This is a genomic window from Arthrobacter sp. WCS2018Hpa-7 (genome assembly GCF_031843805.1).
Classification (GTDB): Bacteria; Actinomycetota; Actinomycetes; order Actinomycetales; family Micrococcaceae; genus Arthrobacter.
Genome location: NZ_JAVTJB010000001.1, coordinates 279,315 through 299,735, shown reverse-complemented (window position 1 = coordinate 299,735; position 20,421 = coordinate 279,315). Strand labels below are relative to the sequence as shown.

General features: G+C 64.1%; 15 protein-coding genes, 1 tRNA gene and 1 riboswitch. Of the genes, 7 read left to right on the top strand and 9 right to left on the bottom strand.

The features are described from left to right. Window positions 1–8: 8 nt before the first annotated feature. Both RQH14_RS01395 and RQH14_RS01390 read left to right on the top strand, forming a co-directional pair. A complete protein-coding gene (locus tag RQH14_RS01395) occupies window positions 9–2,117 on the top strand; it encodes an ALF repeat-containing protein (protein ID WP_311211549.1) in 2,109 nt (702 codons plus the stop codon). Window positions 2,118–2,301: 184 nt separating this feature from the next. Then, window positions 2,302–3,108, top strand: coding sequence for an IclR family transcriptional regulator (locus RQH14_RS01390; RefSeq protein WP_311211548.1), 807 nt, complete (start codon window positions 2,302–2,304; stop codon window positions 3,106–3,108). A 46-nt stretch (window positions 3,109–3,154) separates the two neighbouring features. Here RQH14_RS01390 and RQH14_RS01385 read toward each other — a convergent pair whose 3' ends face one another. Next, window positions 3,155–3,592 carry an SRPBCC domain-containing protein gene (locus tag RQH14_RS01385; protein WP_311211547.1) on the bottom strand — a complete coding sequence of 146 codons (438 nt, stop codon included), beginning with the start codon at window positions 3,590–3,592 and terminating at the stop codon, window positions 3,155–3,157. Between the two features lie 162 nt (window positions 3,593–3,754). Between RQH14_RS01385 and RQH14_RS01380 the strand changes: the two genes are divergently transcribed. The 3 genes from RQH14_RS01380 (at window position 3,755) to RQH14_RS01370 (ending at window position 7,529) form a co-directional block, all read left to right on the top strand. Beyond that, window positions 3,755–5,482, top strand: coding sequence for a urocanate hydratase (locus RQH14_RS01380; protein WP_311211546.1), 1,728 nt, complete (start codon window positions 3,755–3,757; stop codon window positions 5,480–5,482). Window positions 5,483–5,490: 8 nt separating this feature from the next. Beyond that, on the top strand, window positions 5,491–7,083 hold the full coding sequence (gene hutH, locus RQH14_RS01375; RefSeq protein ID WP_311211545.1) for a histidine ammonia-lyase: 1,593 nt from the start codon (window positions 5,491–5,493) through the stop codon (window positions 7,081–7,083). 197 nt (window positions 7,084–7,280) lie between these two features. Beyond that, window positions 7,281–7,529 (top strand): hypothetical protein, encoded by a 249-nt coding sequence (locus tag RQH14_RS01370; RefSeq protein WP_311211544.1) that lies wholly within the window; start codon window positions 7,281–7,283, stop codon window positions 7,527–7,529. A gap of 178 nt (window positions 7,530–7,707) precedes the next feature. Here the strand turns inward: RQH14_RS01370 and RQH14_RS01365 are convergent, their stop codons facing one another. The 7 genes from RQH14_RS01365 to RQH14_RS01335 form a co-directional block, all read right to left on the bottom strand. Next, the gene (locus RQH14_RS01365) at window positions 7,708–7,929 is read right to left on the bottom strand and encodes a hypothetical protein (protein WP_311211543.1); all 222 of its coding nucleotides are present in this window, start codon (window positions 7,927–7,929) and stop codon (window positions 7,708–7,710) included. A 102-nt stretch (window positions 7,930–8,031) separates the two neighbouring features. Beyond that, entirely contained in the window at window positions 8,032–12,981 is a 4,950-nt protein-coding gene (locus RQH14_RS01360) for an NAD-glutamate dehydrogenase (RefSeq protein WP_311211542.1), read from the bottom strand. Between the two features lie 166 nt (window positions 12,982–13,147). Continuing rightward, a tRNA-Cys gene (locus RQH14_RS01355) sits at window positions 13,148–13,221 on the bottom strand. Window positions 13,222–13,309: 88 nt separating this feature from the next. Continuing rightward, window positions 13,310–14,275, bottom strand: a complete 966-nt coding sequence (locus tag RQH14_RS01350; protein WP_311211541.1) for a glycoside hydrolase family 43 protein — start codon at window positions 14,273–14,275, stop codon at window positions 13,310–13,312. A gap of 133 nt (window positions 14,276–14,408) precedes the next feature. Continuing rightward, on the bottom strand, window positions 14,409–14,888 hold the full coding sequence (locus RQH14_RS01345) for a hypothetical protein (protein ID WP_311211540.1): 480 nt from the start codon (window positions 14,886–14,888) through the stop codon (window positions 14,409–14,411). Between the two features lie 57 nt (window positions 14,889–14,945). After that, entirely contained in the window at window positions 14,946–15,896 is a 951-nt protein-coding gene (hutG, locus tag RQH14_RS01340) for a formimidoylglutamase (protein ID WP_311211539.1), read from the bottom strand. A gap of 157 nt (window positions 15,897–16,053) precedes the next feature. Continuing rightward, the gene (locus RQH14_RS01335; RefSeq protein ID WP_311211538.1) at window positions 16,054–17,496 is read right to left on the bottom strand and encodes an NCS2 family permease; all 1,443 of its coding nucleotides are present in this window, start codon (window positions 17,494–17,496) and stop codon (window positions 16,054–16,056) included. Between the two features lie 114 nt (window positions 17,497–17,610). Between RQH14_RS01335 and RQH14_RS01330 the strand changes: the two genes are divergently transcribed. Together RQH14_RS01330 and RQH14_RS01325 are read left to right on the top strand one after the other, a co-directional pair. Then, window positions 17,611–18,258 (top strand): copper resistance protein CopC, encoded by a 648-nt coding sequence (locus RQH14_RS01330; protein ID WP_311211537.1) that lies wholly within the window; start codon window positions 17,611–17,613, stop codon window positions 18,256–18,258. 150 nt (window positions 18,259–18,408) lie between these two features. Further along, window positions 18,409–18,601, top strand: a riboswitch (cyclic di-AMP (ydaO/yuaA leader). 3 nt (window positions 18,602–18,604) lie between these two features. Beyond that, complete coding sequence (locus RQH14_RS01325; RefSeq protein ID WP_311211536.1) at window positions 18,605–19,387, top strand: hypothetical protein; 783 nt, start codon at window positions 18,605–18,607, stop codon at window positions 19,385–19,387. A 175-nt stretch (window positions 19,388–19,562) separates the two neighbouring features. Here the strand turns inward: RQH14_RS01325 and RQH14_RS01320 are convergent, their stop codons facing one another. After that, window positions 19,563–20,255, bottom strand: coding sequence for an FAD-binding protein (locus RQH14_RS01320; RefSeq protein ID WP_311211535.1), 693 nt, complete (start codon window positions 20,253–20,255; stop codon window positions 19,563–19,565). Window positions 20,256–20,421: the final 166 nt, after the last annotated feature.

Genomic DNA, 20,421 nt, shown 5'->3' with positions numbered 1-20,421 from the left:
GGGGACTTTTGATTTCTGTACTTCGTCACACTCGACGCCGTTGGGCCGCTGCCGTTGTTGCCCTTGTGGCTGGCGCGTCTTTGCTCGTCGCAGCCCCCGCGCAGGCTTACGACACTCCTGATTTTGAGGTTCCCAGCGCATCGCAAGCTCCAGTCCCGTATGTTGAACGGGCCTCCGACGCGGCGGGCGTACTTGAGCTGTGGAGGACGGGTGGCCCGGCCACCCGCGCCGCAGCGGCGTCGGCCCTCGTGGGCGGGGCAAGTGCGGTCCAGGCATTCGTCGACGGCGGACAGGACGCCCCGCTGGCAGCGGACCGCAAGCAGTTGGTCACCGAGCTGACGGAGCGGGGGAGCGAGCATGTTCGGTCCGTTGCCCAGAAGATCCTTGCCACCGGTGATCCGGTCAGGATCGATGCCTTCCTTGCTGAGGGATGGGCGGGGACATGGCAGGGTGACCTGCGCACTGTGACCACCTATTTCCTTCACTACGGCAACGTCCACGTTCAACGGGAAGCGTCCAAAAGCCTCGAAGAAGGCGACAAAGCCGTGGAGCAGTTCGTCCTGACCGGGTGGAGGAACAAAGCGAAGATGGCAGACCGCCAATCGGCATATGGCCTCATCGCTTCCGGGAATCCTGCCGTTTCTGTCGCGGCCAAGGCAGCGCTGGCAACCGACGACTCTGAAATTGTGGCTGATTTCCTTCGCTACGGGCAGTTCGTTGCAGGCGACCATCACACTGAGTCGGCTGCCGTTTCTGCACTGCTCCAGCAGGTCAAAGACGATCTCAAGGCCAACCCCGCAGGAGCCGCAGCAGTCGCCGACCGGGCGAAGACCGCCGTCGAGCAAGCGCGAAACACCGCCGTGGCTGCACGGAAAGCAGACACGACACGTCTGACTGTTGATCGTGATCTCCTCAGTGCCCAGGCTGGTCCGCGAAATGTCCTGGACAGCGCAACCGCGGTTTCCGAGAAGCCGTTCAAGGAAACGTTCGCAAAGGCTGCCAAGGAGTTGCCCGGGCTTCTGGCGACCGTTTCGGCGCCCGGTGTCGACCTTGATGCGCTGATCGAGGAAGCCCGGCAGGTCACACTGGATCTAGCACTGGTTGGCACGCCTGAAGTGAAGAAGGCAGCCGAGGCCGCGATGTTGGGTGGCGATGCAGCGATCAAGAACTTCGTGGCCAAGGGCCACGCAGAAGCAATTGCGCGGGATTCAAGTGGAGTATCCGCTTTCGGCGCGGACCGCCAGCGCGTTTACCAACTGCTGGACCTCGGTGGCAGCCACGTGAACAAGGCGGCGGACCTTGCCCTGGGATCCACCAACCATGCGGATGTCCGCTACTTCCTTGAGTATGGTTTCGCTACTGCGCAAGACCTGGACGACCGCATCCTTGCCTACGCCACTCTCGACAAGGGTGCGGAACGGCGGGCAGCCGCCACTGTGGCGCTGGAGGGCAGCCGGGCTGACCTGCGGGCATTCGCCACCACCGGGCAGTTTGCTGCTGCCAAGCGCGACGAAGCCACCGCCGCCCACGTTGCCTCGATTGACGCCATGCTTGCCGAACTCGCCGGGTTGGCAGACAAGGCAGCGGTCGACGCCGGTATAGCAGCCGACGCTGCGAAAGCCGCCGAAGCAGCCCGTCAGGCAGAGGCAGCGAGGGCTGCTGAAGCCGCCCGAGCCGCCGCAGCGGCGGAGCAGGAGCGCGGAAAGCTTCCGTTGAACGTACCGATGGTTGATTCTTCCGAACTGTTCGGAGCAGCTCCCACTGTGGTGCCGTGGCCGCAGGCGCCCGTTTCCGCCGTCGCGCTTCCCGTCACCGGGGAGGCTCCGGACGGCGAGCCTGTTGACGCTGAACGTCCTGACATCACAGATGTCGACGTCCCGCCGGCTGCGACGTGGCCCAGCGAGTCGACGTCGGCGGAGTCTTTGTCGCAAGAGGCGGCCGCACCCTTGGCTGCTTCCTCCTCCGGTTTGGGTGGCTGGACCATCGGCCTGATTGCGGCGTTGGTCCTGGCTGCTGCCGGTGCCATCACGTTCCTGCTGCGTCGGAAAGGTTCAGTCCCGGTGCCGGCACCCGTAAAGCCGGGCACCGCGGGCACTGCCCCCAAGCCCAAGCCGTAGCCCTCGCCTGGCCCCGCCCCTGCCAGAACCCCAACCGGGGGCCTGGGCAAGCCCGGTGTCTGGCACTCCAGACACCGGGCAAGCCCAACGGGTTGGCTGCGCAGCCCGGCAGGGTGCACGCTTGAGTACGGGATACCGGACAGTCGATGGTCCGCTGGTCCCGAACCCTGAGCAGTGAGGAACCATGACAACGTCGCCAGTGGCACCGGGCAAGGCCACTTCCAAAGTCCCTGCCGCCGAGAACACCCTGCGGATACTGAAGCTGCTGGCCTCGCGACGCGGGCCGATGGCGGCGTCAAACATTGCCACGGCACTGGGCTTGCCGCGATCCAGTGTCTACCACCTGTTGGGGGTGATGGAAGCCAACGGCTTCGTCCTGCACCTCCACGAAGAGCAGCGATACGGGCTCGGCATCAGCGCTTTCGAACTCAGCTCGGCATACTCTCGCCAGGAGCCTTTGTCCCGGCTTGGGCGGCCCATGCTCGCGTCACTGGTTGATGTGATCGGTGAGAGTGCGCACCTCGCGGTGCTCCATGGCCGGGACGTCCTCTACATCGTGGAGGAACGCGCCAAGAACCGCCCCAGCCTGGTGACCGACGTCGGGGTCCGCCTGCCCAGCCACCTCACGGCGTCAGGTCGAGCGATCCTCGCGGCCCTGCCAAAGTCGCAGGTCCGTGCGCTGTATCCAAACGCCGCCGCCTTCACTTCGCGGCATGAGGTGGAGTTCCCCATCATGAAGTACTCCGCGTTGTCGTCTCACCTCGATCAGGTGCGGCAGCGTGGCTATGCCACGGAAAACGGTGAAATCACGCCGGGGTTCTGCTCCATCGCCGCCGCAGTGACGGACCACGTTGGATGGCCGACGGCGGCAGTCGCCGTCACGTTCTTGGAGGACAAAGTGCCGGCTGAGCAATGGCCGGTGCTCGCTTCACGTATCCGGAAGGCGGCAGACGAACTGTCGGTCCGGATCCACGGGCGCCCGGCGGGCTAACAAGCAGGCCGGGACTCCAGCAAGGCCGGCAGGCTGGCAAGGCCGGCTAGCCCGGCCCGGGGTTGTCGCGCTCCACCAATTGCCGGAAGGCCTCCAGCTCGCCTTTGAAGCTGCCCTTGTAGGACCCCATGGCGAAAAGCCGGGCGAAAATCGCGGAGATGACTCCCCGGGTGACGAACTCCTGGTTGATGCGCGTGCCGTCGCCCTCGGCAGTGAAGGTCACGTCCGACTCGCCCTTCAGGATCGCGTTGCCGAAACGGGTGCGGAGATGCCAAGGCCGCTGGACGGCGAGGATTTCGGTGGGGCTTGCCATGCGGCCGAACCACACTGTGTAGCTGCTGCCGGCCTGATCGATGGACCCTGCGAGGTCAGTCACGCGCGTAACGCCCCCGATCCACTCCTTGAAGCGGTCCAGGTCCGTCCAGGCCGCGAAGACGCGGTCCGGCGGTGCCGCCACGAGCGTCGTCACCCGGTACGTTGCCATGGGTCCAGCATGCGCTCATTGCCGCTCAAATGCGAGAGGGTCCACGGGTCTGTAATCCCGGACAGCACCACTCCAAAAGCCGTTCCAGCCGCGGGATAAAGGGGCTTTAGTAGAAGCAGAAGATCTTTCCACCACACACTTCCCACAGACGAAGGAGTCACCATGGCACCCGCCGATTTCACTACTGGTGCCCGTCCGGTCAAGGCCGCCCGGGGTACTGAACTTACTGCCAAGTCGTGGCAGACCGAGGCGCCGTTGCGCATGTTGATGAACAACCTGGATCCTGAGGTCGCTGAGCGTCCGGACGACTTGGTGGTTTACGGCGGCACGGGCCGTGCGGTGCGTTCCTGGGCTGCGTTTGATGCGATCACCCGGACCTTGGAAACCATGGAGAAGGACGAAACCCTCCTGGTGCAGTCGGGTAAGCCGGTGGGTGTGTTCCGCACCCACGAGTGGGCGCCCCGTGTTCTCCTCGCCAACTCCAACCTCGTCGGTGACTGGGCGACGTGGCCTGAGTTCCGCCGCCTCGAGGCTGAGGGTTTGATGATGTACGGCCAGATGACCGCCGGGTCCTGGATCTACATCGGCACCCAGGGCATCCTGCAGGGCACGTACGAAACGTTTGCCGCCGTCGGCAACAAGTTGGCTGCTGAGGGGCGTCACCCGGCACCCGCCGCGGAGGGTTCCACCGAGGGTCCGTTGGCCGGGACGCTGACGTTGACTGGTGGTTGTGGTGGCATGGGCGGCGCCCAGCCGCTGGCCGTGACGTTGAACGACGGCGCGTGCTTGATTGTGGACGTTGATGAGACCCGTCTGCGCCGCCGCGCGGGCAAGCGGTACTTGGACGAGGTCGAAACCGATCTGGATGCCGCGATCGCCAAGGTCCAGAAGGCCAAGGACGAGCGTCGTGGCTGGTCGGTGGGTTACGTGGGCAACGCCGCGGAGGTGTTCCCGGAACTGCTGCGCCGCCATAAGGCCGGGGAAGTGACCTTTGATGTGGTCACGGACCAGACGTCGGCCCACGATCCGTTGTCCTACCTGCCTGAGGGCATCACGGTGGCCGAGTGGCACACCGAGGCGGAGGCGGATCCGGAAGGGTTCACCAAGAAGGCCCAGGCTTCCATGGCCCGCCACGTCCAGGCGATGGTGGAGTTCCAGGACGCCGGCTCTGAGGTGTTCGATTATGGCAACTCGATCCGTGATGAGGCACGCAAGGGCGGGTACGAGCGGGCGTTCGAGTTCCCCGGCTTCGTCCCGGCGTACATTCGTCCGTTGTTCTGCGAGGGTCTTGGCCCGTTCCGTTGGGTTGCGTTGTCCGGGGATCCGGAAGACATCGCTGTGACGGACAAGGCGATCAAGGAGCTGTTCCCGGAGAACACGCACCTGCATAAGTGGCTCGACGCTGCTGCGGACCGGGTGGAGTTTGAGGGCCTGCCGGCACGTATTTGCTGGCTCGGGTACGGCGAACGCGCCAAGGCCGGCCTGTTGTTCAACCAGCTGGTGAAGGAGGGCAAGGTCAAAGCGCCGATCGTGATCGGCCGTGACCACTTGGACTCCGGTTCCGTGGCATCTCCCTACCGTGAGACCGAGTCCATGGCCGACGGCTCCGACGCCATTGCTGACTGGCCGTTGCTGAACGCCCTGATCAACACCTCTTCGGGTGCTACCTGGGTTTCGATCCACCACGGCGGCGGTGTCGGCATCGGCCGGTCCCTGCACGCCGGACAGGTTTCCGTAGCCGACGGCACGGACCTGGCCGCGGAAAAGCTCGAACGGCTCCTGACCAACGACCCCGGCATGGGCGTCATCCGCCACGTCGACGCCGGCTATGACCGCGCCGTCGAAGTCGCCAACGAACGCGGCGTCCGCATCCCCATGAACGAGAAGTAGGCAACACCATGACCATCACCTCCAACGAACAGCTCACCGTGACCCTCGGCTCCAGCGGCGTCACCCCGGAAGACGTCGTCGCCGTCGCACGCCACGACGCCAAGGTGACCATCTCCCAGGATGCCCTGGACAACGTGGCCAAGGTTCGTGCCCACATTGACGATCTCGCCACCAGCGATGTCCCGGCGTACGGTATCTCCACGGGCTTCGGCGCGCTGGCCAACCGCCACATCCCCAACGACCTCCGCACCCAGCTGCAGAAGTCGCTGATCCGCAGCCACGCTGCCGGCATGGGCCCGGCCGTGGAACGCGAAGTGGTCCGCGGCATCATGTTCCTCCGGGCCAAGACCCTCGCGTCGGGCCGCACGGGCGTCCGCCCCGTAGTTCTCCAGACCATGGTGGACGTCCTCAACGCCGGCATCACCCCCCTGGTCCGCGAATTCGGTTCGCTCGGCTGCTCCGGCGACCTCGCACCGCTGTCCCACTGCGCGCTGGTCCTCATGGGCGAAGGCGAAGCAATGGGTCCCGACGGCGAACTGTACGGAACCGCTGGCAAGCCGCCTGTTGCTGAGCTGCTCGCGCAGCATGGCATCGAGCCTGTCACACTCGCTGAGAAGGAGGGCCTGGCCCTCGTCAACGGCACCGAAGGCATGCTCGGCATGCTCCTGATGGCCATCGCCGACATCCGCTTGCTGCTTGCGACGGCGGACGTCACCGCCGCGCTCAGCGTCGAGGCACTGCTCGGCACTGACCAGGTGTTCCTGCCGGAGCTCCACGCCGCACTGAGGCCGCACCCCGGCCAGGCCGCCAGCGCGGACAACATGCTCCGCGTGCTGTCCAACTCGCCGATCGTTGCTTCCCACCGGATCAACGACACCAAGGTCCAGGACGCCTACTCGCTGCGCTGTGCCCCTCAGGTTGCGGGCGCCGTTCGCGACACCGTGGACCACGCCGCACTGGTGGCTTCCCGCGAACTCGCCGCAGCGATCGACAACCCGGTGGTCCTCCCGGACGGCCGCGTCACGTCCAACGGCAACTTCCACGGCGCTCCCGTGGCCTACGTCCTGGACTTCCTGGCCATCGCCGTGGCGGACCTCAGCTCCATCGCCGAACGACGCACGGACCGCATGCTCGATCCCGCCCGCTCGCACGGTCTCCCGGCGTTCCTTGCGGGAGACCCGGGCGTCGATTCCGGCCTCATGATCGCCCAGTACACGCAGGCCGGCCTGGTCTCGGACAACAAGCGCCTCGCGGTTCCGGCTTCGGTGGACTCCATCCCGAGCTCCGCCATGCAGGAAGACCACGTATCCATGGGCTGGCACGCCGCCCGGAAGCTGCGCAAGGCCGTGGAGAACCTTCGCCGCGTGCTCGCCGTCGAGCTTGTCACCAGCGCCCGCGCCATCGACATGCGGACGCAAATGTCCGACGGCGAACTCACCCCGGGTCCCGCCGGTACGGCAGTGCTTGAGGTGCTTCGTGAAGTAGTTCAGGGCCCGGGTGCTGATCGGTTCCTGTCGCCGGAACTGGAAGCGGCTGACCGTTTGGTCGGCTCGGGTGCGGTCCGCGCGGCCGCCGAATCCGCCGTCGGGATTTTGGCCTGACGTCGAATAAAACGCTCATTTGATGGGCATCTTTGTCACGCCCCGGTCTTTGTTCGCAACGCAAGCGCCGGGGCGTGGCAAATGTAGTAGAACTTATGGTGTACGTCACGTCCACAACAACGGTGTTGTGGGCTTGACGGTCAACCGTTAACAACTCAATACACAACAGAGAACATCCACAAAGGGGTAGAAGTTCAATGAAGGCACGCGGAGCAGTCCTGTCCAGGCGAAGCGCTCACTCGGCTACGGTTACGGACTGGAAGACGCTGAACGTTGGCGAGGCGGTGGAAGTGGTCAAGTATGCCCACGTGATAGCCACCGGCAGGGTCGAGGAAATCTCCAGCAGTGGAAATGTGGTGTGGCTCGAGCACTCCGGCTCGGGTGTTACTGAAGAAGGCAAGGAACTGTTCATGAAGTCCGACGGCGTGACTCTCCGCCGGGCATAGGCACCCAACTGAGTCGCAGTTGAGCGCGTTTTGGCCGCTCAAAACGCGCCTAATTGTGACCTACATGGGTGGAGTAGCAGATAAACAGAAACCGGGGCTCGTTCCCTTCCGCGGGTAGTAGATGCGGAAAGGAACGGGCCCCGGTTTTTGGCGTCGCTGCCGGAAATACGTTGGGGTATCAGGCAGCGATTACTTCGCGGGTCTGACCGAAGGGAACGGATTCGTCCAGAGCCACGGTGTAGGTGCCGGGCTCGTGGCGCGTCACCAGAATTCCGCAGGCAGCGTCTGCTGCTGCGTTTTCGATCAGGGCATCCACGGCGCGGTCGAGTCCGTCGTGGATCTCGTCTGCCTTCGAGAAGGACAGGCGAATTTCGCGTTCTGCAATCATTGCAGGGGTCATTGGGGGCCTCCTATTACATGCCGCATGCGAGGGCGACCCGTCAATCATAGTTGGTGAGCGCCGAAAATATGTAAGATGACTGGCAGCTAGGTGACCTGCGTCTCATCTCCGAACCATGGCGCGGAGGAGTTTCACGGCTACTGAAAGAGCAGCGATGTCCACCGGACCGGGCTTAATGGCCTCCCGGATGGTCTCTTGGACCCGCGCCAATTGCTCGATGTTTCCGTGCTCCCAATCCACGATCCGGTCCACAGGATCAGCGGCCACCGGAGACCGTGGAGTATGCCGGACCACCGCCTTGGTCATGTCGGCGAGAACCAGGTACATGTCATCCCTGAGTGCAGCCCGGGCCAGGGATTCCCAATGGGTGTCACGCGGAAGCATGGTGATGTGTTCCAGCAGCGGGATGGCCGAAATCCGTTCGAAGACGGCGAAGTAGACCTCCGCCACGGCCTCCGCCGGCTCCTGGAGTTCCTCTGCGATGGCCGAGATGTCCAGCAGTCCGTAACTGACCAGCAGCTCAGATGCTCGGATTCCCAAACTGTGGGGCAAGCCAACGGCATCGGTGTGGGCGAGCCGCTTCTGGGAGTGTGCCAAGTTGATGCCGTGCAGGAAACCCGTGAAGTTGGCCCGCATCAGGGACATCGGTTGCTCCAGCCGGGCCAAAGCATCGGAAAGGGGCTTGTCGCGGAAATCGTGGGTGACGTACCAGCGCACCGACCGGTCCAGGAGGCGTCGCATGTCCAGGGCCACTGCGGCACCGTGCTCGCTGGGCGTAGTGGCCGGTAGTTGGGCAATTGCCTGGGTGACAGAGTCCAGATCCCAGAGCTTCCGCATCACCACGAACCCGCGCGCCACGGCGGCCGCGGACACCGTGGTTTCTTCCATGGCCCGGAAAGCGAAGGCGATACCGCCCATGTTGATCATGTCGTTGGCCACCACGGTGGCAACGATGTGCCGGCGGAGCGGATGCGTTGAAAGATGTTCGCCGAACCGCTCCGCGACCTGCCTGGGGAAGTACTCGCGCAGTGTTTCCGAGAACCATGGATCATCAGCGAGTCCGCCTTCCGTGAGCTCCCGGGCGAGCTCGATCTTGGCGTAGGCGGCCAGCACGGCGAGCTCGGGAGTGGTCAGACCCTTGCCAGTGAGGACGCGCGCCTGCAGTTCGCCGTTACTGGGGAGGGACTCCAGTTCCCGGTCCAGGTCCGTTACGGATTCCAACCAGTCCATGGTCCTTTCGAAGCTGGGGCTCCATTCGACGGCCAGTTGCTTGTCATTGAGGAGCAGGACGTTCTGCTCATCATTGGTTTTGAGCACCAGCCGGCCAACTTCCGCCTGCAAGGACTGCAAGAACGCCGTCCGTTCCGATGCGGTCATCTTGCCTGCTGAAATCATGCGGTCCAGGAAGATCTTGATGTTCACCTCGTGGTCCGAGCAATCCACGCCCGCCGAATTGTCGATCGCATCGGTGTTCACCAGGATGCCCGTCAGCGCAGCCTCGATCCTGCCGCGCTGCGTGACGCCAAGGTTTCCACCCTCGGCGATGATGTGGGTGCGGAGCTTGTTGCCATCGACGCGGATGGCGTCGTTCGCTTTATCTCCGACGTCGGCATGGGACTCCGTGGACGCCTTGACGTAGGTGCCAATTCCGCCGTTGTACAAAAGGTCCACCGGCGCCATAAGGATCGCCTTGAGAAGGTCCGGCGGGCTCATTGCCAACTGGCCCGTGGGCTCGGCGCCTTCATCCAAACCCAGTGCGAGCCTGACCTCGTCGGTGATGAGGATGGATTTGTCCGTCCGCGGAAAAACACCGCCTCCCGGGCTCAGCTTGGCGGGATCGTAGTCGGCCCAGCTGGATCGGGGGAGCCTGAAGAGCCGCTCCCGCTCCGCATAGGACTCGACCGGGTCCGGCGTGGGGTCCAGGAAGATGTGCCGGTGGTCGAAGGCAGCGACCATTTTGATGTGGTTGGACAGGAGCATGCCGTTGCCGAAAACGTCACCGCTCATGTCGCCGATGCCCACCACTGTGAAGTCCTCAGCCCTGGAATCGATCATGAGCTCACTGAAGTGATGCCGAACGGAAACCCATGCACCCCGGGCGGTGATGCCCATCTGCTTGTGGTCGTAGCCCACCGATCCGCCCGATGCGAAAGCGTCCCCCAGCCAGAAAGCGTACTCCGCCGCAACGGCATTGGCGATGTCGGAGAAGGCAGCGGTCCCTTTGTCTGCAGCGACCACCAGGTAGTAGTCGTCGCCGTCGTGCCGCACCACCCGGGGTGGCGTGATGACGCGACCGTTGCTGCCGCCGTCGGGATCCGGTACCAGGTTGTCCGTGACGTCCAGCAGGCCGCGGATGAAAGTCCGGTAGCTGTCCTGGCCCTCCGCGAGCCAGGCAGCGCGGTCCTCCGCCGGGTCGGGGAGCCATTTGGGGAAGAATCCACCTTTGGCCCCGGTAGGAACAATCACTGCATTCTTGACCGTTTGCGCCTTGACCAACCCCAGAATTTCGGTTCGGAAATCTTCGCGCCTGTCAGACCATCGGAGGCCACCGCGGGCGATTGGACCGAAGCGCAAATGGACCCCTTCAACCCGTGGTGAGTAAACCCAAATCTCGAAGCGTGGCCGTGGCGGTGGGGCCGCCGGGAGCCCGGAGGGATCGAGTTTGATGCTGATATACGGCTTGTCCAGGTAGAAATTGGTGCGCAGGGTTGCATCGACCAGGCTCGCGAGCGTCCGGAGGAGACGGTCGGCGTCAAGGACCGGGATGGCGTCGATGGCTTCGGCCAGGGTGGCCCTGGCAGTGTGGATTGCCTGCGTCCGATGACTCAGCCCACTGTTGCCCTCCTCGAAAACATCGCCAAGGGATGTGGCCCCGGAACGGTGGGCGAGCTCAGGATCAAACAGGTCCGGTGCGTAACTGTCCGGGTTGAACTTCGCCTCAAAGAGTTCCAGCAACGCGTGTGTCGCCTGGGGGTTGGTCCGGAGCGTGTCAGCGATGAATCCGTACGAGTTGGTGCTCCCCAGTTGCCGTAAGTACTTGGCGTAAGCGCGCAGAATGGACACTCTCCGCCCGTCGATGCCCTCCTTGATGACCAACGCATCGAAGGCGTCAGACTCCGCGTCGCCACGCATGGCGGCGCAGAACGCGCCCGCCAGCAATTCGCCCGTCGTCAGGGGATCCACGCCGCGCGGGTACTTGAGCCCGAGGTCGTACAGGAAGAACTGCCTGCCGTCTCCACGCTGCACGTCGAAGGGCCGCTGGTCCAGGACTTTCAAGCCGAGGTTGTGGAAGAACGGGAGAATCTGGGTGAGGCTCCTGGGGCGGGTCAGATACAGCCGGATCCGGGCGTCCTCGTTGAGCACAGCGGTGCCGGGCCTCGTATAAACGGTCAGCAGGGGATCGGGTTCCGGATCGTTAGTGGCCGGGAAACTCTCGAACGCCGAGATGTCCTCAACAGCGTCCTCCACCTCAAAATCGGCCTTATAGCTGGCCGGGAACGCGGCGGCCCACTCACGGGAGAGCCGCACCGCCTCTTCTGAGGGATACCGCGCCTGCAGCGCCTCGGCCAGACCCTGTGCCCAGGTCCTGGTGGCGGCGATGATCCGAGGCTCCAGGATTGCGGCATCCACGACGCCGGGTGTCCCGCCGGGCGTCCGGCCGGACGGCCCGCCGGGCGTTCCGCCGTGCGTCGAAGCCGCTTGCGGAAGGAGCACCCGGAAGAACACCCGGGCCATGGCGGACTCGCCCAAACGAAGCTCAAACTCGATGGCGTCCGAACCGAAGGCCTCGCGAAGTTCACGTTCAATGCTGAGCCGAACGGCGGTGCTGTAACGGCGGCGTGGCAGGAACACGAGCGCGGTCATGAACCGCCCATAGGAGTCCGGACGGAGGAACAACCTGGTGCTGTGACGCTCCTGGAGGCGCAGGATCTCGCGGGCATGGTCGGCCAGTTGCCCGGAGTCGATGTGGAACAGCTCATCGCGGGGATATCCCTCCATCACGGCCAGAAGTTCCTTGCCGTGATGCGAGCCGGGCGGGTAGCCAAACGCCCGGATCACTTCGTTTACTGTGTCGCGGATGACGGGAATCTGCAGGGCTGAATGTGCCATGGAACTGGGGGCGAAGAGCCCCACAAAGCTGTGCCGGGCGGTGCGGTGCTGATCTGTACCGTGTTCAGCGGCACCTCGTTCCGTAGTCCCGGCCGCTTGCACCGTGATTTCGTCCAGGTAGGCGGGGCGCAGGACCGTGGAGCGCTGGGTGGACTTGGTGAGGGTGAGTAGCCGGGGTTCCGCGTGGTCCATTTGGTCCACCTCCACCGGATCCCGCAGCACGCCCAGCCCCCGGCGCCCGTGATACCCGAGGAACACAAAGTTTCCTTCACCCAGCCATTGCAGCAGCTCGCGGGCTTCCTTGGCCTCCCTGGTTTCAGGACCCGAGCCTCTCACCTCGGTCAACGCCTCCACCTCGCGGGCCAATTCCTCATGGATTGCAGCATGGTCCTCTGCGGCCGCCCGCACGTCGAGCAGGACCCTCCGGAGCCGGGCCACCAGGCGGTCCGTGGCCGCGTCGTCCGGGAGCCGGGGGACGTCGATTGCCATCCACGCTTCGGCGAGCGGTCCGCCGTCGTGCTCTTCGTATGGGGTGGGCAACTGCGGACTGCCGCCGGCAGCTGAAGGTTCGACGCCGGTGGGCAGCCCGATGCGCTGAGGCGCCCTGTGGATGGTGGTCAGGCGATGGGTGGCTGGGTCGCGGGTGACGGTGAAGGTGGGGTGGACCAGGAGCCGGATGGATGCGGTGTCCCGGGCGATTTCGGCGGTGACGGATGGCAGCAGATAGGGCATGTCATCGCTGACGATCGACACCACGCTGGCGTCGGGCTCATGCAGGATTCCGATCACGTCCTGCCCAGGCTCCCGCCGCTCGGCCAAAGACCGGTGGTAGCGGGCCCGTTCCAGCAGCGTTTCCGGCGTGTAGCTGCGGACGTCGTCCTCTGCCACGTGCTGGTAGTAGTCGGTCAGGAATCCGTCCGCCGCCTCGATGCTGGGTGACATGGTGCTGCGCCTCCGCTGCGCAAAGGAGCGGCCGTGCTGTTGCGGTCGGCAAAGTCCCTGCGCCTCCCCTCATGCTCCCGCGAGGTGGCATTTAATGGCAATGATTGAGCGAAACATTGCCATTAAATGCCACTTCGCGGAGGGGGTTCCGGGCCTCGGGATCCCTTGGACGTGGTGGCGGGATTCGAACCCGCGTACGCTGCTTTGCAGGCAGCTCCCTGGCCTCTCGGGTACACCACGTGCAAACGACACTAGGCGTCTCAGTGCGGCCGGATCAATGTTCATTTCGCGGCCTTTCGCTGCGCTACGCAGGCCGTCGCCGGGCTACTCAGCGTTGCGCAAGGTTGCTGCCCGTTAAGCTGTGGACGCCTTTGGGCGACTCAATGCGAAGGAGGGTGGTGCGTTCGTGAGGTGAGTCGTTCGGAGTGTGGAACACCAGGTAGTCAGATCCGTCGGAGGCGCTCAGGATCATTCCATGGCCACCGTTGCGTGCCCAGAGCGGCGTGTCTTCCTGGATCCACGGTCCAAGAATGGTGCCGGTAGGTGAGTTGGCTACTCCCATGGCATATCCTTCGTCGCCAAAACTGGACCACAGCATCTGGAGACTCCCTGTGGACGTCCGGCGTATGAAGGGCCCATCCGTGAAAAGCGGGTCCTTGGCGAGCCGCAGCGCAGGGGGTGGCTCAACGCCCTCCGGAAAACGCAGGGGCTTGCTCCACGACGCGGAGGATGCCCGGAAGAGCAGTTGCGGATTACCGACCGCTTCCTTGAGGTCGTCGGAGAGCTGCATGGCATACATTTCGCCATCCGCCAGCGGCGGTTCTCCTGCGGCGGTGGCTTCCGCTCCGCGGCTGTACACCAGCCATGGCCGGGACTCATCGTCCAAGAAAAAAGTTCCGTCAAGGCAGGGAACTCCCAAAGGTGTGACGGGGCCGTCGCTCCACGGCTGGAAGGGGCCGGTGGGCTCGTCTGCGACCAGGATCGCGACTCCGCGCACCTGGGAGGCGCTGGCGACGAACGTGCCGAACAAGAAATAGCGTCCCGCATGGGCGTGGACTTCAGGAGCCCAGAACTGCGAGTCGGACCAGAAGCCCTCAGGCGGTCGGAACGCAGGGAGGGGACCGTTCCAGTGCTCCAGATCATCACTGGTGTAGCAATCGAATCCGGTGGCAGGGCCGCCCCACACATTCTCATCCGTGGTACCGAACAGTACGTACCAGCCACGTGTGGGCTCCATGATGAACGGGTCCCGGATCCGGATATCCGACAATTTCTTCAACGGGCCCTCGGTCATATCCATATCCTTTGTTGGCAGCAGCCTGACAGGCCAAACAGTACAAAGGACGGGCCCCGCGGAAGAGTCCGTATGCCATTGACTGAAAACATAGCTGCCTCGCTCCTGTGCTCAGCTCAGCAGGACTGGCTTGTCAGAGGCTGTGGTTCTCACGTCGAAGCGGCTCTTCACGTTTCTGCGCTGCCAGCTTGGACACGCCTGCGGCCACCAGCAGCGTGAGGATCGCAGCCGCCATGTGGGTGTAGAGGAGGAGGTGAATGTCGCCGCCACCGGATGCGGTGCCGCCCGGCACATCCCCGCCCGGCACACCCCCTATGACCTGGCCGCCGTGCAAGTGGTCCAGGAATCCGCTGCCGGGAAAGTACCCTCCGAAAGCCTCGAAGCCGAAGTGCAGCAACTGCTGTGCCAATCCGGAAAGGAACAGCAGCAGCAGCGGCCCGTGCACCCAGCGGGAAACGAGCTGGGCGGCCAGGGCACACAGCGCGGCGAATGCCAGGAGGACGGGTATGGCAGGAGCGCTTCCGCCCGCGAACATGTGCGCTGCGAGTCCCAGAGCCACAGCCGTCGGCCCGGCCACCCAGGCCCACTTGTCCTGCACAGGAGTTCCGCGCATCGCCATCCTTCCCTCCCCACAGAGTAGGCGGCGGACGCCGGCTGGAAAAGGGAAAAGCTAGGCGAGGAGCGTGTTCACCAGCCGCGCAGCCACTTTCGCAGTGCGGTGATCGATATCGAACGCGGGATTCAGCTCAGCTACGTCCAGGTGGAGGAGCTTCCCACTGGCAGCAACCTGCCGGCAGACCGCACTGATCACCGGCAAAGGCACGCCATAGGCGGCGGGTGCGCTCACCCCAGGGGCCACCGATGCTGGCATCACATCGAGGTCGATGGTCAGGTACAACACGTCCACGCCTGCCAGGAAATCGGCAACAAAAATCTCCACTGCCTCGGGGGTGCACAGCTCATCCAGCAGGTACTTCACTCCCACGCGATCGGCGGTATCGAAGAGGGTGCGCGTGTTGTTCGGCTCAGAAATTCCGACGACGGCGTACTGCAGTTCCCGCCCGGCGGCGGCTTCTGCGTGGGCCATCTGGAGGAACGGCGTACCCGAGCTCGGCGTGGGTTCGTCCCGCAGGTCGAAGTGGGCATCAAGGTTCAGGACACCCAGCCGTTTTCCGCTAACCACGTCAGAACCGGCCACGCCAAGGTAACTGGCAAACGCGGTCTCGTGGCCGCCGCCGAGCACCACGGTGAGGTTTCCGGCGTCGAGCAGTCCCGAAATGGCGAGTCCGGCGCGCTCTTGGCCCGCTTCCAGTGAGTCGTCCTCCACCACCACATCACCGGCGTCGAACACGTCACGGTCAAGGTGGAACGCCAGCGGACCCAGCGCCGTGCGGATGGCGGCCGGCGCCGCAGCAGCACCCACTCGGCCTTTGTTGCGCAGGACTCCGGCATCGCTGCAAAAACCAAGCACGACGGCGGGACGCGAGGCCGTTGCGGGAACGGACGACGTCAGGGGTGCTATCGCCTGCCACCAGCGGCGGTGTTCGGTTCCGTCTCCGTCAAAGCGGCCCGTCCAAGGGGTGGGGCTGACGTCTACGGCAAGGGTGCTGCTGGTTTCCATGCTTCAAGCACACCCGACGCGGGGTCCAAAAACCAGCTGTCTCACCGGGTGGGTGTCTGAAACCCCGGACGACCACTCCCCGGAGACGCCTCGAGACGGCATTTAATGACAATGTTCTCGCCAAACACTGTCATTAAATGCCGTCTCGGCGAAGGGCCTACTTGACCCCCAGCAATTCCTCCACGGTTCCAATGCCGAAGAACAGCAGGAACGCAGCGGCCACAGCCCACATGAGCGGGTGGACTTCGCGGGCGCGGCCCTGGAAAGTGCGGATGAGGACGTAGGAGATGAAGCCGGCGCCGAGACCGTTGGCGATCGAGTACGTGAACGGCATGAGGGAGATGGTCAGGAACGCGGGAATGCCGACGCCCCAGTCCTGCCAATCGATCTTGCCCACCTGGGAAACCATCATGAAGCCCACAACCACCAAGGCCGGGGCCACGGCTTCGAAGGGGACAAGGTTGATCAGAGGCGTGAAGAACATGGCCACCAGGAACAGCACGCCGGTGACGATCGACGCCAGGCCGGTGCGGGCGCCTTCACCGATGCCGGCGCCGGACTCAACAAAGATCTGGTTGGAGGAAACCGAAGCGCCACCACCCACGATCGCGCCGAGGGCATCCACCTGCAGGACACGGTCCACGTTGGGGATGTTGCCGTCCTTGTCCACCGTCCCGGCCTCGTTGGCCAGGCCCACCATGGTGCCCATGGCGTCGAAGAAGATGCTCAGGAGGATCACGAATGCCAGCAGGGCCGCTGCGATGAACCCGAGATGCTCAAAGGCGCCGAACGGGTTGGCTTTGCCGATAAGGGACAGATCCGGGGCGCCCCACTCTGAGAGTGTGGGAGCCACGAGCGACCAGCCGCGCGGGTTGACGTTCTTGCCGTCGAAGCTGGGGCCGATGTGGAGGGTGAATTCAAGGATGGCGGCCAGTGCCGTGGAGACCACGATACCGATGAGGATGGCGCCGCGGACCTTGCGGACCACCAAGGCGATGGTGAGGATGAGGCCCACTGCGAACACCAAGGTAGGCCAGCCCATCAGTTTGCCATCCACGCCCAGGCCCAAGGGAACCGTGGTGCCGGCGGCGTCGGGAATTCGGCGCACAAATCCCGCATTGACCAGCCCGATCAGCGCAATGAAGAGGCCGATACCTACAACGATCGCCGTTTTCAGGGCTTCCGGCACGGCCTTGAACACGGCCGTACGGAAACCGGTCAGCACCAGGATGAGCATGGTGACGCCGGAGAGCACCACGAGGCCCATCATGTCCGGCCAGGTGAGCTCCGGGTGCGAGGCGACTGTGACGGCAACGAAGGCGTTGACGCCCAGGCCGGTTGCCACGGCGAACGGGTGTTTGGCCCAAGCGCCCATGAGGATGGTCAGGATGCCCGCTACGAAGGCCGTGGTGGCTGCGACGGCCGTGAAACCGAGGGAGGCCCCACTGGAATCCGCCCCGGAGAGAATCAGCGGGTTCAGCACCACGATGTAGCTCATGGCGAAGAACGTTGCGAAGCCGCCACGAATTTCCCTGGAGTACGTGGATCCACGTTCAGTAATTTTGAAGTAGCGGTCTACTGCAGAACCTTGTTTAAGCATGAAGGACTCCGGGGATTGAGGGGAGTGTGCTCTCAAATCCTAAGCGGTCCGGTACGGGCCCTCCGGACGATTCGCCTAGTCTGTAAGGAAGCCAACACTAGGAGAAACCGCCCCATGCGTACCATCCGCCCGCTTCTGGCCGCCGTCGTCGCTGCTCTTGCCTTCGCGTCCGCCCTGCTGATTTCTGCGGCTCCCGCGTCCGCCCACGACGTCGCTGAATCCACGACGCCGGCCAATGGTACCGCCGTGACGCAGGTCCCGGCGTCGGTCTCCATCACGTTCAACAACCGACCGCTTGCCATCGGTTCCGGCGTGACGGTCACGGCAGGTGGCGAAAACTGGGCCGACGGCCCCGTTGAGATCATCGACAACCAGGCGGTCCAGAAGCTGCGCGAAGGCGCCCCGGGCGGCGAATACACAGTGGTCTGGCGCGTCGTCAGCAGCGATTCCCACCCCATTGAGGGCACCTTTACCTTCACGGCCACCGCAGGAAGCACGACGGCGGCCAACGGCTCGGCGGCAGCCTCGCCGTCCGCTTCAGCACCTTCAGCAGCAGTACCGACGGCGGGGACCGCAGCGCCGGGAACGGCTGCACCGGGAACCGGTAACAGCGAGCCAGCCGCGGATGCCTCCCAGCCCTTCCCGTGGAGCATTGTGGGCTTGGCGGTTGTTGCTGTCGGTCTCGTTATTTTTCTGGCTGTTACAGCGCGGAGGAAACTCGCTGCTTCGAACGACTCAGATGGCGATTCTCCCGCGGAATAACAGGGTTTTCTACGTAGCTGCGAAGATCTCGAAACGGTTACTGCGACACGCCGGAAGCGCGCTTCTCGTTACTTAAATGTGACTTCCGCGTGATCATCGCGTACGGTAGTACCTGTGCCTGTTCCACGTAACGGGCACTTCCGGCCTGATTGCCTAGCTCTGCCGCAGTCCGGAATCCGTTCGCAGACAAACCTTACGGCAGAGACGGGGAACCCATTTTAGGTCGCTTTCGAGCGTGCCTTGGGGTGAAGTCACGAAGCTTCCGCTGAACAGCGGGGGATAGTGGCCGGGTGACTCCCATCCGAATCCGACAGCTAACCTCGCAGGCATCGGGAGAGGCTCTTTCATGTCTTCACGCATTCTTCGCGGCCGTCGTAAGGCGGACAGCGTACGTCCTAATCCGTTCATCTCCATCTCCAAGGCAGTCGCCAGCAACGCTTCCGGCGCTGGCCGCCAGGCAGCTGTTATCGCAGCAGCCTCGGGCCTTGTGTTGACCGGCTCCATTGCAGCTCACGCTGCTGAAGCTCCGGTTCAGCGGGATTCCAGCCCGGCCACGGTCGCTGAGACCGTTTCAGCCGACGCTCCCACCCAGGTTGTTACCGCCCTGGCTACGGCTACCGTCAACTTCGAGCGCCCTGCTGTTGCTTCCGTAGCAGCTCCGGTTATCGAGAAGCCTGCTCCGGTTGCTCCGGCTCCCGTCGCCAAGAAGGCAGCAGTCACCACTGCCGCCGCAACGGCTCCTGTTGCCAAGGCTGCTGCTGCCGCTCCGGCCGCTGCTGCTCCTGCTCCCGCTGCTGCCCCGGCCGTGGGTGGCGTCAACGCTGCCATGGTTGCCTCGGCTTACGCCCAGATTGGCATCATGCAGGACTGCACCGCCATGGTGGAGCGCGCACTCGGGTCCGCAGGCATCCCCGTTGGTGACCTCGGCCCCATGCAGTTCATGAACTACGGCAAGGTTGTCAGCGACCCCCAGCCCGGTGACATGATCGTTCAGTCCGGCCACGTCGCCATCTTCATCGGCAACGGCCAGGCCATCAGCGGTGGCATCAACGGCAACCAGACGGGCATCCACCCGATCAGCTGGTTGACCGCTACGGGTCCCCTGACCTACGTACGCGCTGGCGCATAAGCCTCACGCTTCAGACCAAAGGCCGGTGTCTTTGAGGAATTAGTCCTCGAAGGCACCGGCCTTTGGCGTTAAGTAATGTGCGGAAAAGTTCAGAGGCAGGTGCGACGCCGGGATAGAGCGCGCCTCAGCTGTATAGCCCGACGGCCTTTGTCTGGAGTCGTCCGGGTTTGTTCTGCTAGGCGGTGGCGATGCTTGGCCCTGCGGTGAGGGCCACTTTGGACGATATCGCCTGGCCCACTGCCTTTGCCTGCCGAAGGACTTCCTTGGGTGTGGGCGTAATGAGTTCACCGACTCCTACAAGGTGCATCCCGACGGCCCGCATTGCAGCCACCAGGTTCTGCCCGATTGCAATGCCAAGTTCGGCCAGCATGCGGCGCAATTGGCTCTGCGCGCAGCGCGTGACCACAATGTGGTCCGCCAGAAGAACGCCGTTGGCAGTGTGGACGGCCCACTGGCGGCGGGTGGATTCAAGGGGGCCTGAGGCGTGGAGCCCAGTCCTGAGCCCGGCGGTGGTCATGCTGGCGGCCAGTCCGTAGCCGATCTGTTGGGAAGGGTCGGAGCCAAGGAAATCGAGGCGGACAGCCCGCGTGGTGCTGCGGACATCCAGGTGATGGCTTGCTGCATAGTTCCGCAGGTGGCGGAGGATCTCGTTGCGTTCCTGCATGGCTGCGGGGTCGGCTGCATCGCAGCGTTGAAGCATGCCTGTGTGGACTGACGGCCCGGTTGTGGACAACGCGCCAAACCCGTCCACCACTATGGAGCCCACGCCGTAGCGGCTGAGCTCACTGGCAACTGCCAAGCCGGACAGGCCGGCTCCGATGACCACGGTGGTGGTGCGTTCCGTGGCGGAATCAGGCGTGAGTGACACTGCTTGGTTCCTCCTTGACGTGTGTGCCGTTAGGCATCGCATGGGGTCGCGTCCGAGTTCCCCAAGCGGCCGCAATAAATGGCCGGAAAGTGCTGTGGAACACGTTTGCCGGCCATTCGGTGACTCGAACACTACCGAACTTTTTCTGCCATGGATAGCCTCCCGA

Bases quoted from the DNA above. Each gene is read 5' to 3' on its own strand.
- RQH14_RS01390 (WP_311211548.1), top strand. From the start codon at position 2,302: ATGACAACGTCGCCAGTGGCACCGGGCAAGGCCACTTCCAAAGTCCCT.
- RQH14_RS01385 (WP_311211547.1), bottom strand. From the start codon at position 3,592: ATGGCAACGTACCGGGTGACGACGCTCGTGGCGGCACCGCCGGACCGC.
- RQH14_RS01380 (WP_311211546.1), top strand. From the start codon at position 3,755: ATGGCACCCGCCGATTTCACTACTGGTGCCCGTCCGGTCAAGGCCGCC.
- hutH (WP_311211545.1), top strand. From the start codon at position 5,491: ATGACCATCACCTCCAACGAACAGCTCACCGTGACCCTCGGCTCCAGC.
- RQH14_RS01370 (WP_311211544.1), top strand. From the start codon at position 7,281: ATGAAGGCACGCGGAGCAGTCCTGTCCAGGCGAAGCGCTCACTCGGCT.
- RQH14_RS01365 (WP_311211543.1), bottom strand. From the start codon at position 7,929: ATGACCCCTGCAATGATTGCAGAACGCGAAATTCGCCTGTCCTTCTCG.
- RQH14_RS01360 (WP_311211542.1), bottom strand. From the start codon at position 12,981: ATGTCACCCAGCATCGAGGCGGCGGACGGATTCCTGACCGACTACTAC.
- RQH14_RS01350 (WP_311211541.1), bottom strand. From the start codon at position 14,275: ATGACCGAGGGCCCGTTGAAGAAATTGTCGGATATCCGGATCCGGGAC.
- RQH14_RS01345 (WP_311211540.1), bottom strand. From the start codon at position 14,888: ATGCGCGGAACTCCTGTGCAGGACAAGTGGGCCTGGGTGGCCGGGCCG.
- hutG (WP_311211539.1), bottom strand. From the start codon at position 15,896: ATGGAAACCAGCAGCACCCTTGCCGTAGACGTCAGCCCCACCCCTTGG.
- RQH14_RS01335 (WP_311211538.1), bottom strand. From the start codon at position 17,496: ATGCTTAAACAAGGTTCTGCAGTAGACCGCTACTTCAAAATTACTGAA.
- RQH14_RS01330 (WP_311211537.1), top strand. From the start codon at position 17,611: ATGCGTACCATCCGCCCGCTTCTGGCCGCCGTCGTCGCTGCTCTTGCC.
- RQH14_RS01325 (WP_311211536.1), top strand. From the start codon at position 18,605: ATGTCTTCACGCATTCTTCGCGGCCGTCGTAAGGCGGACAGCGTACGT.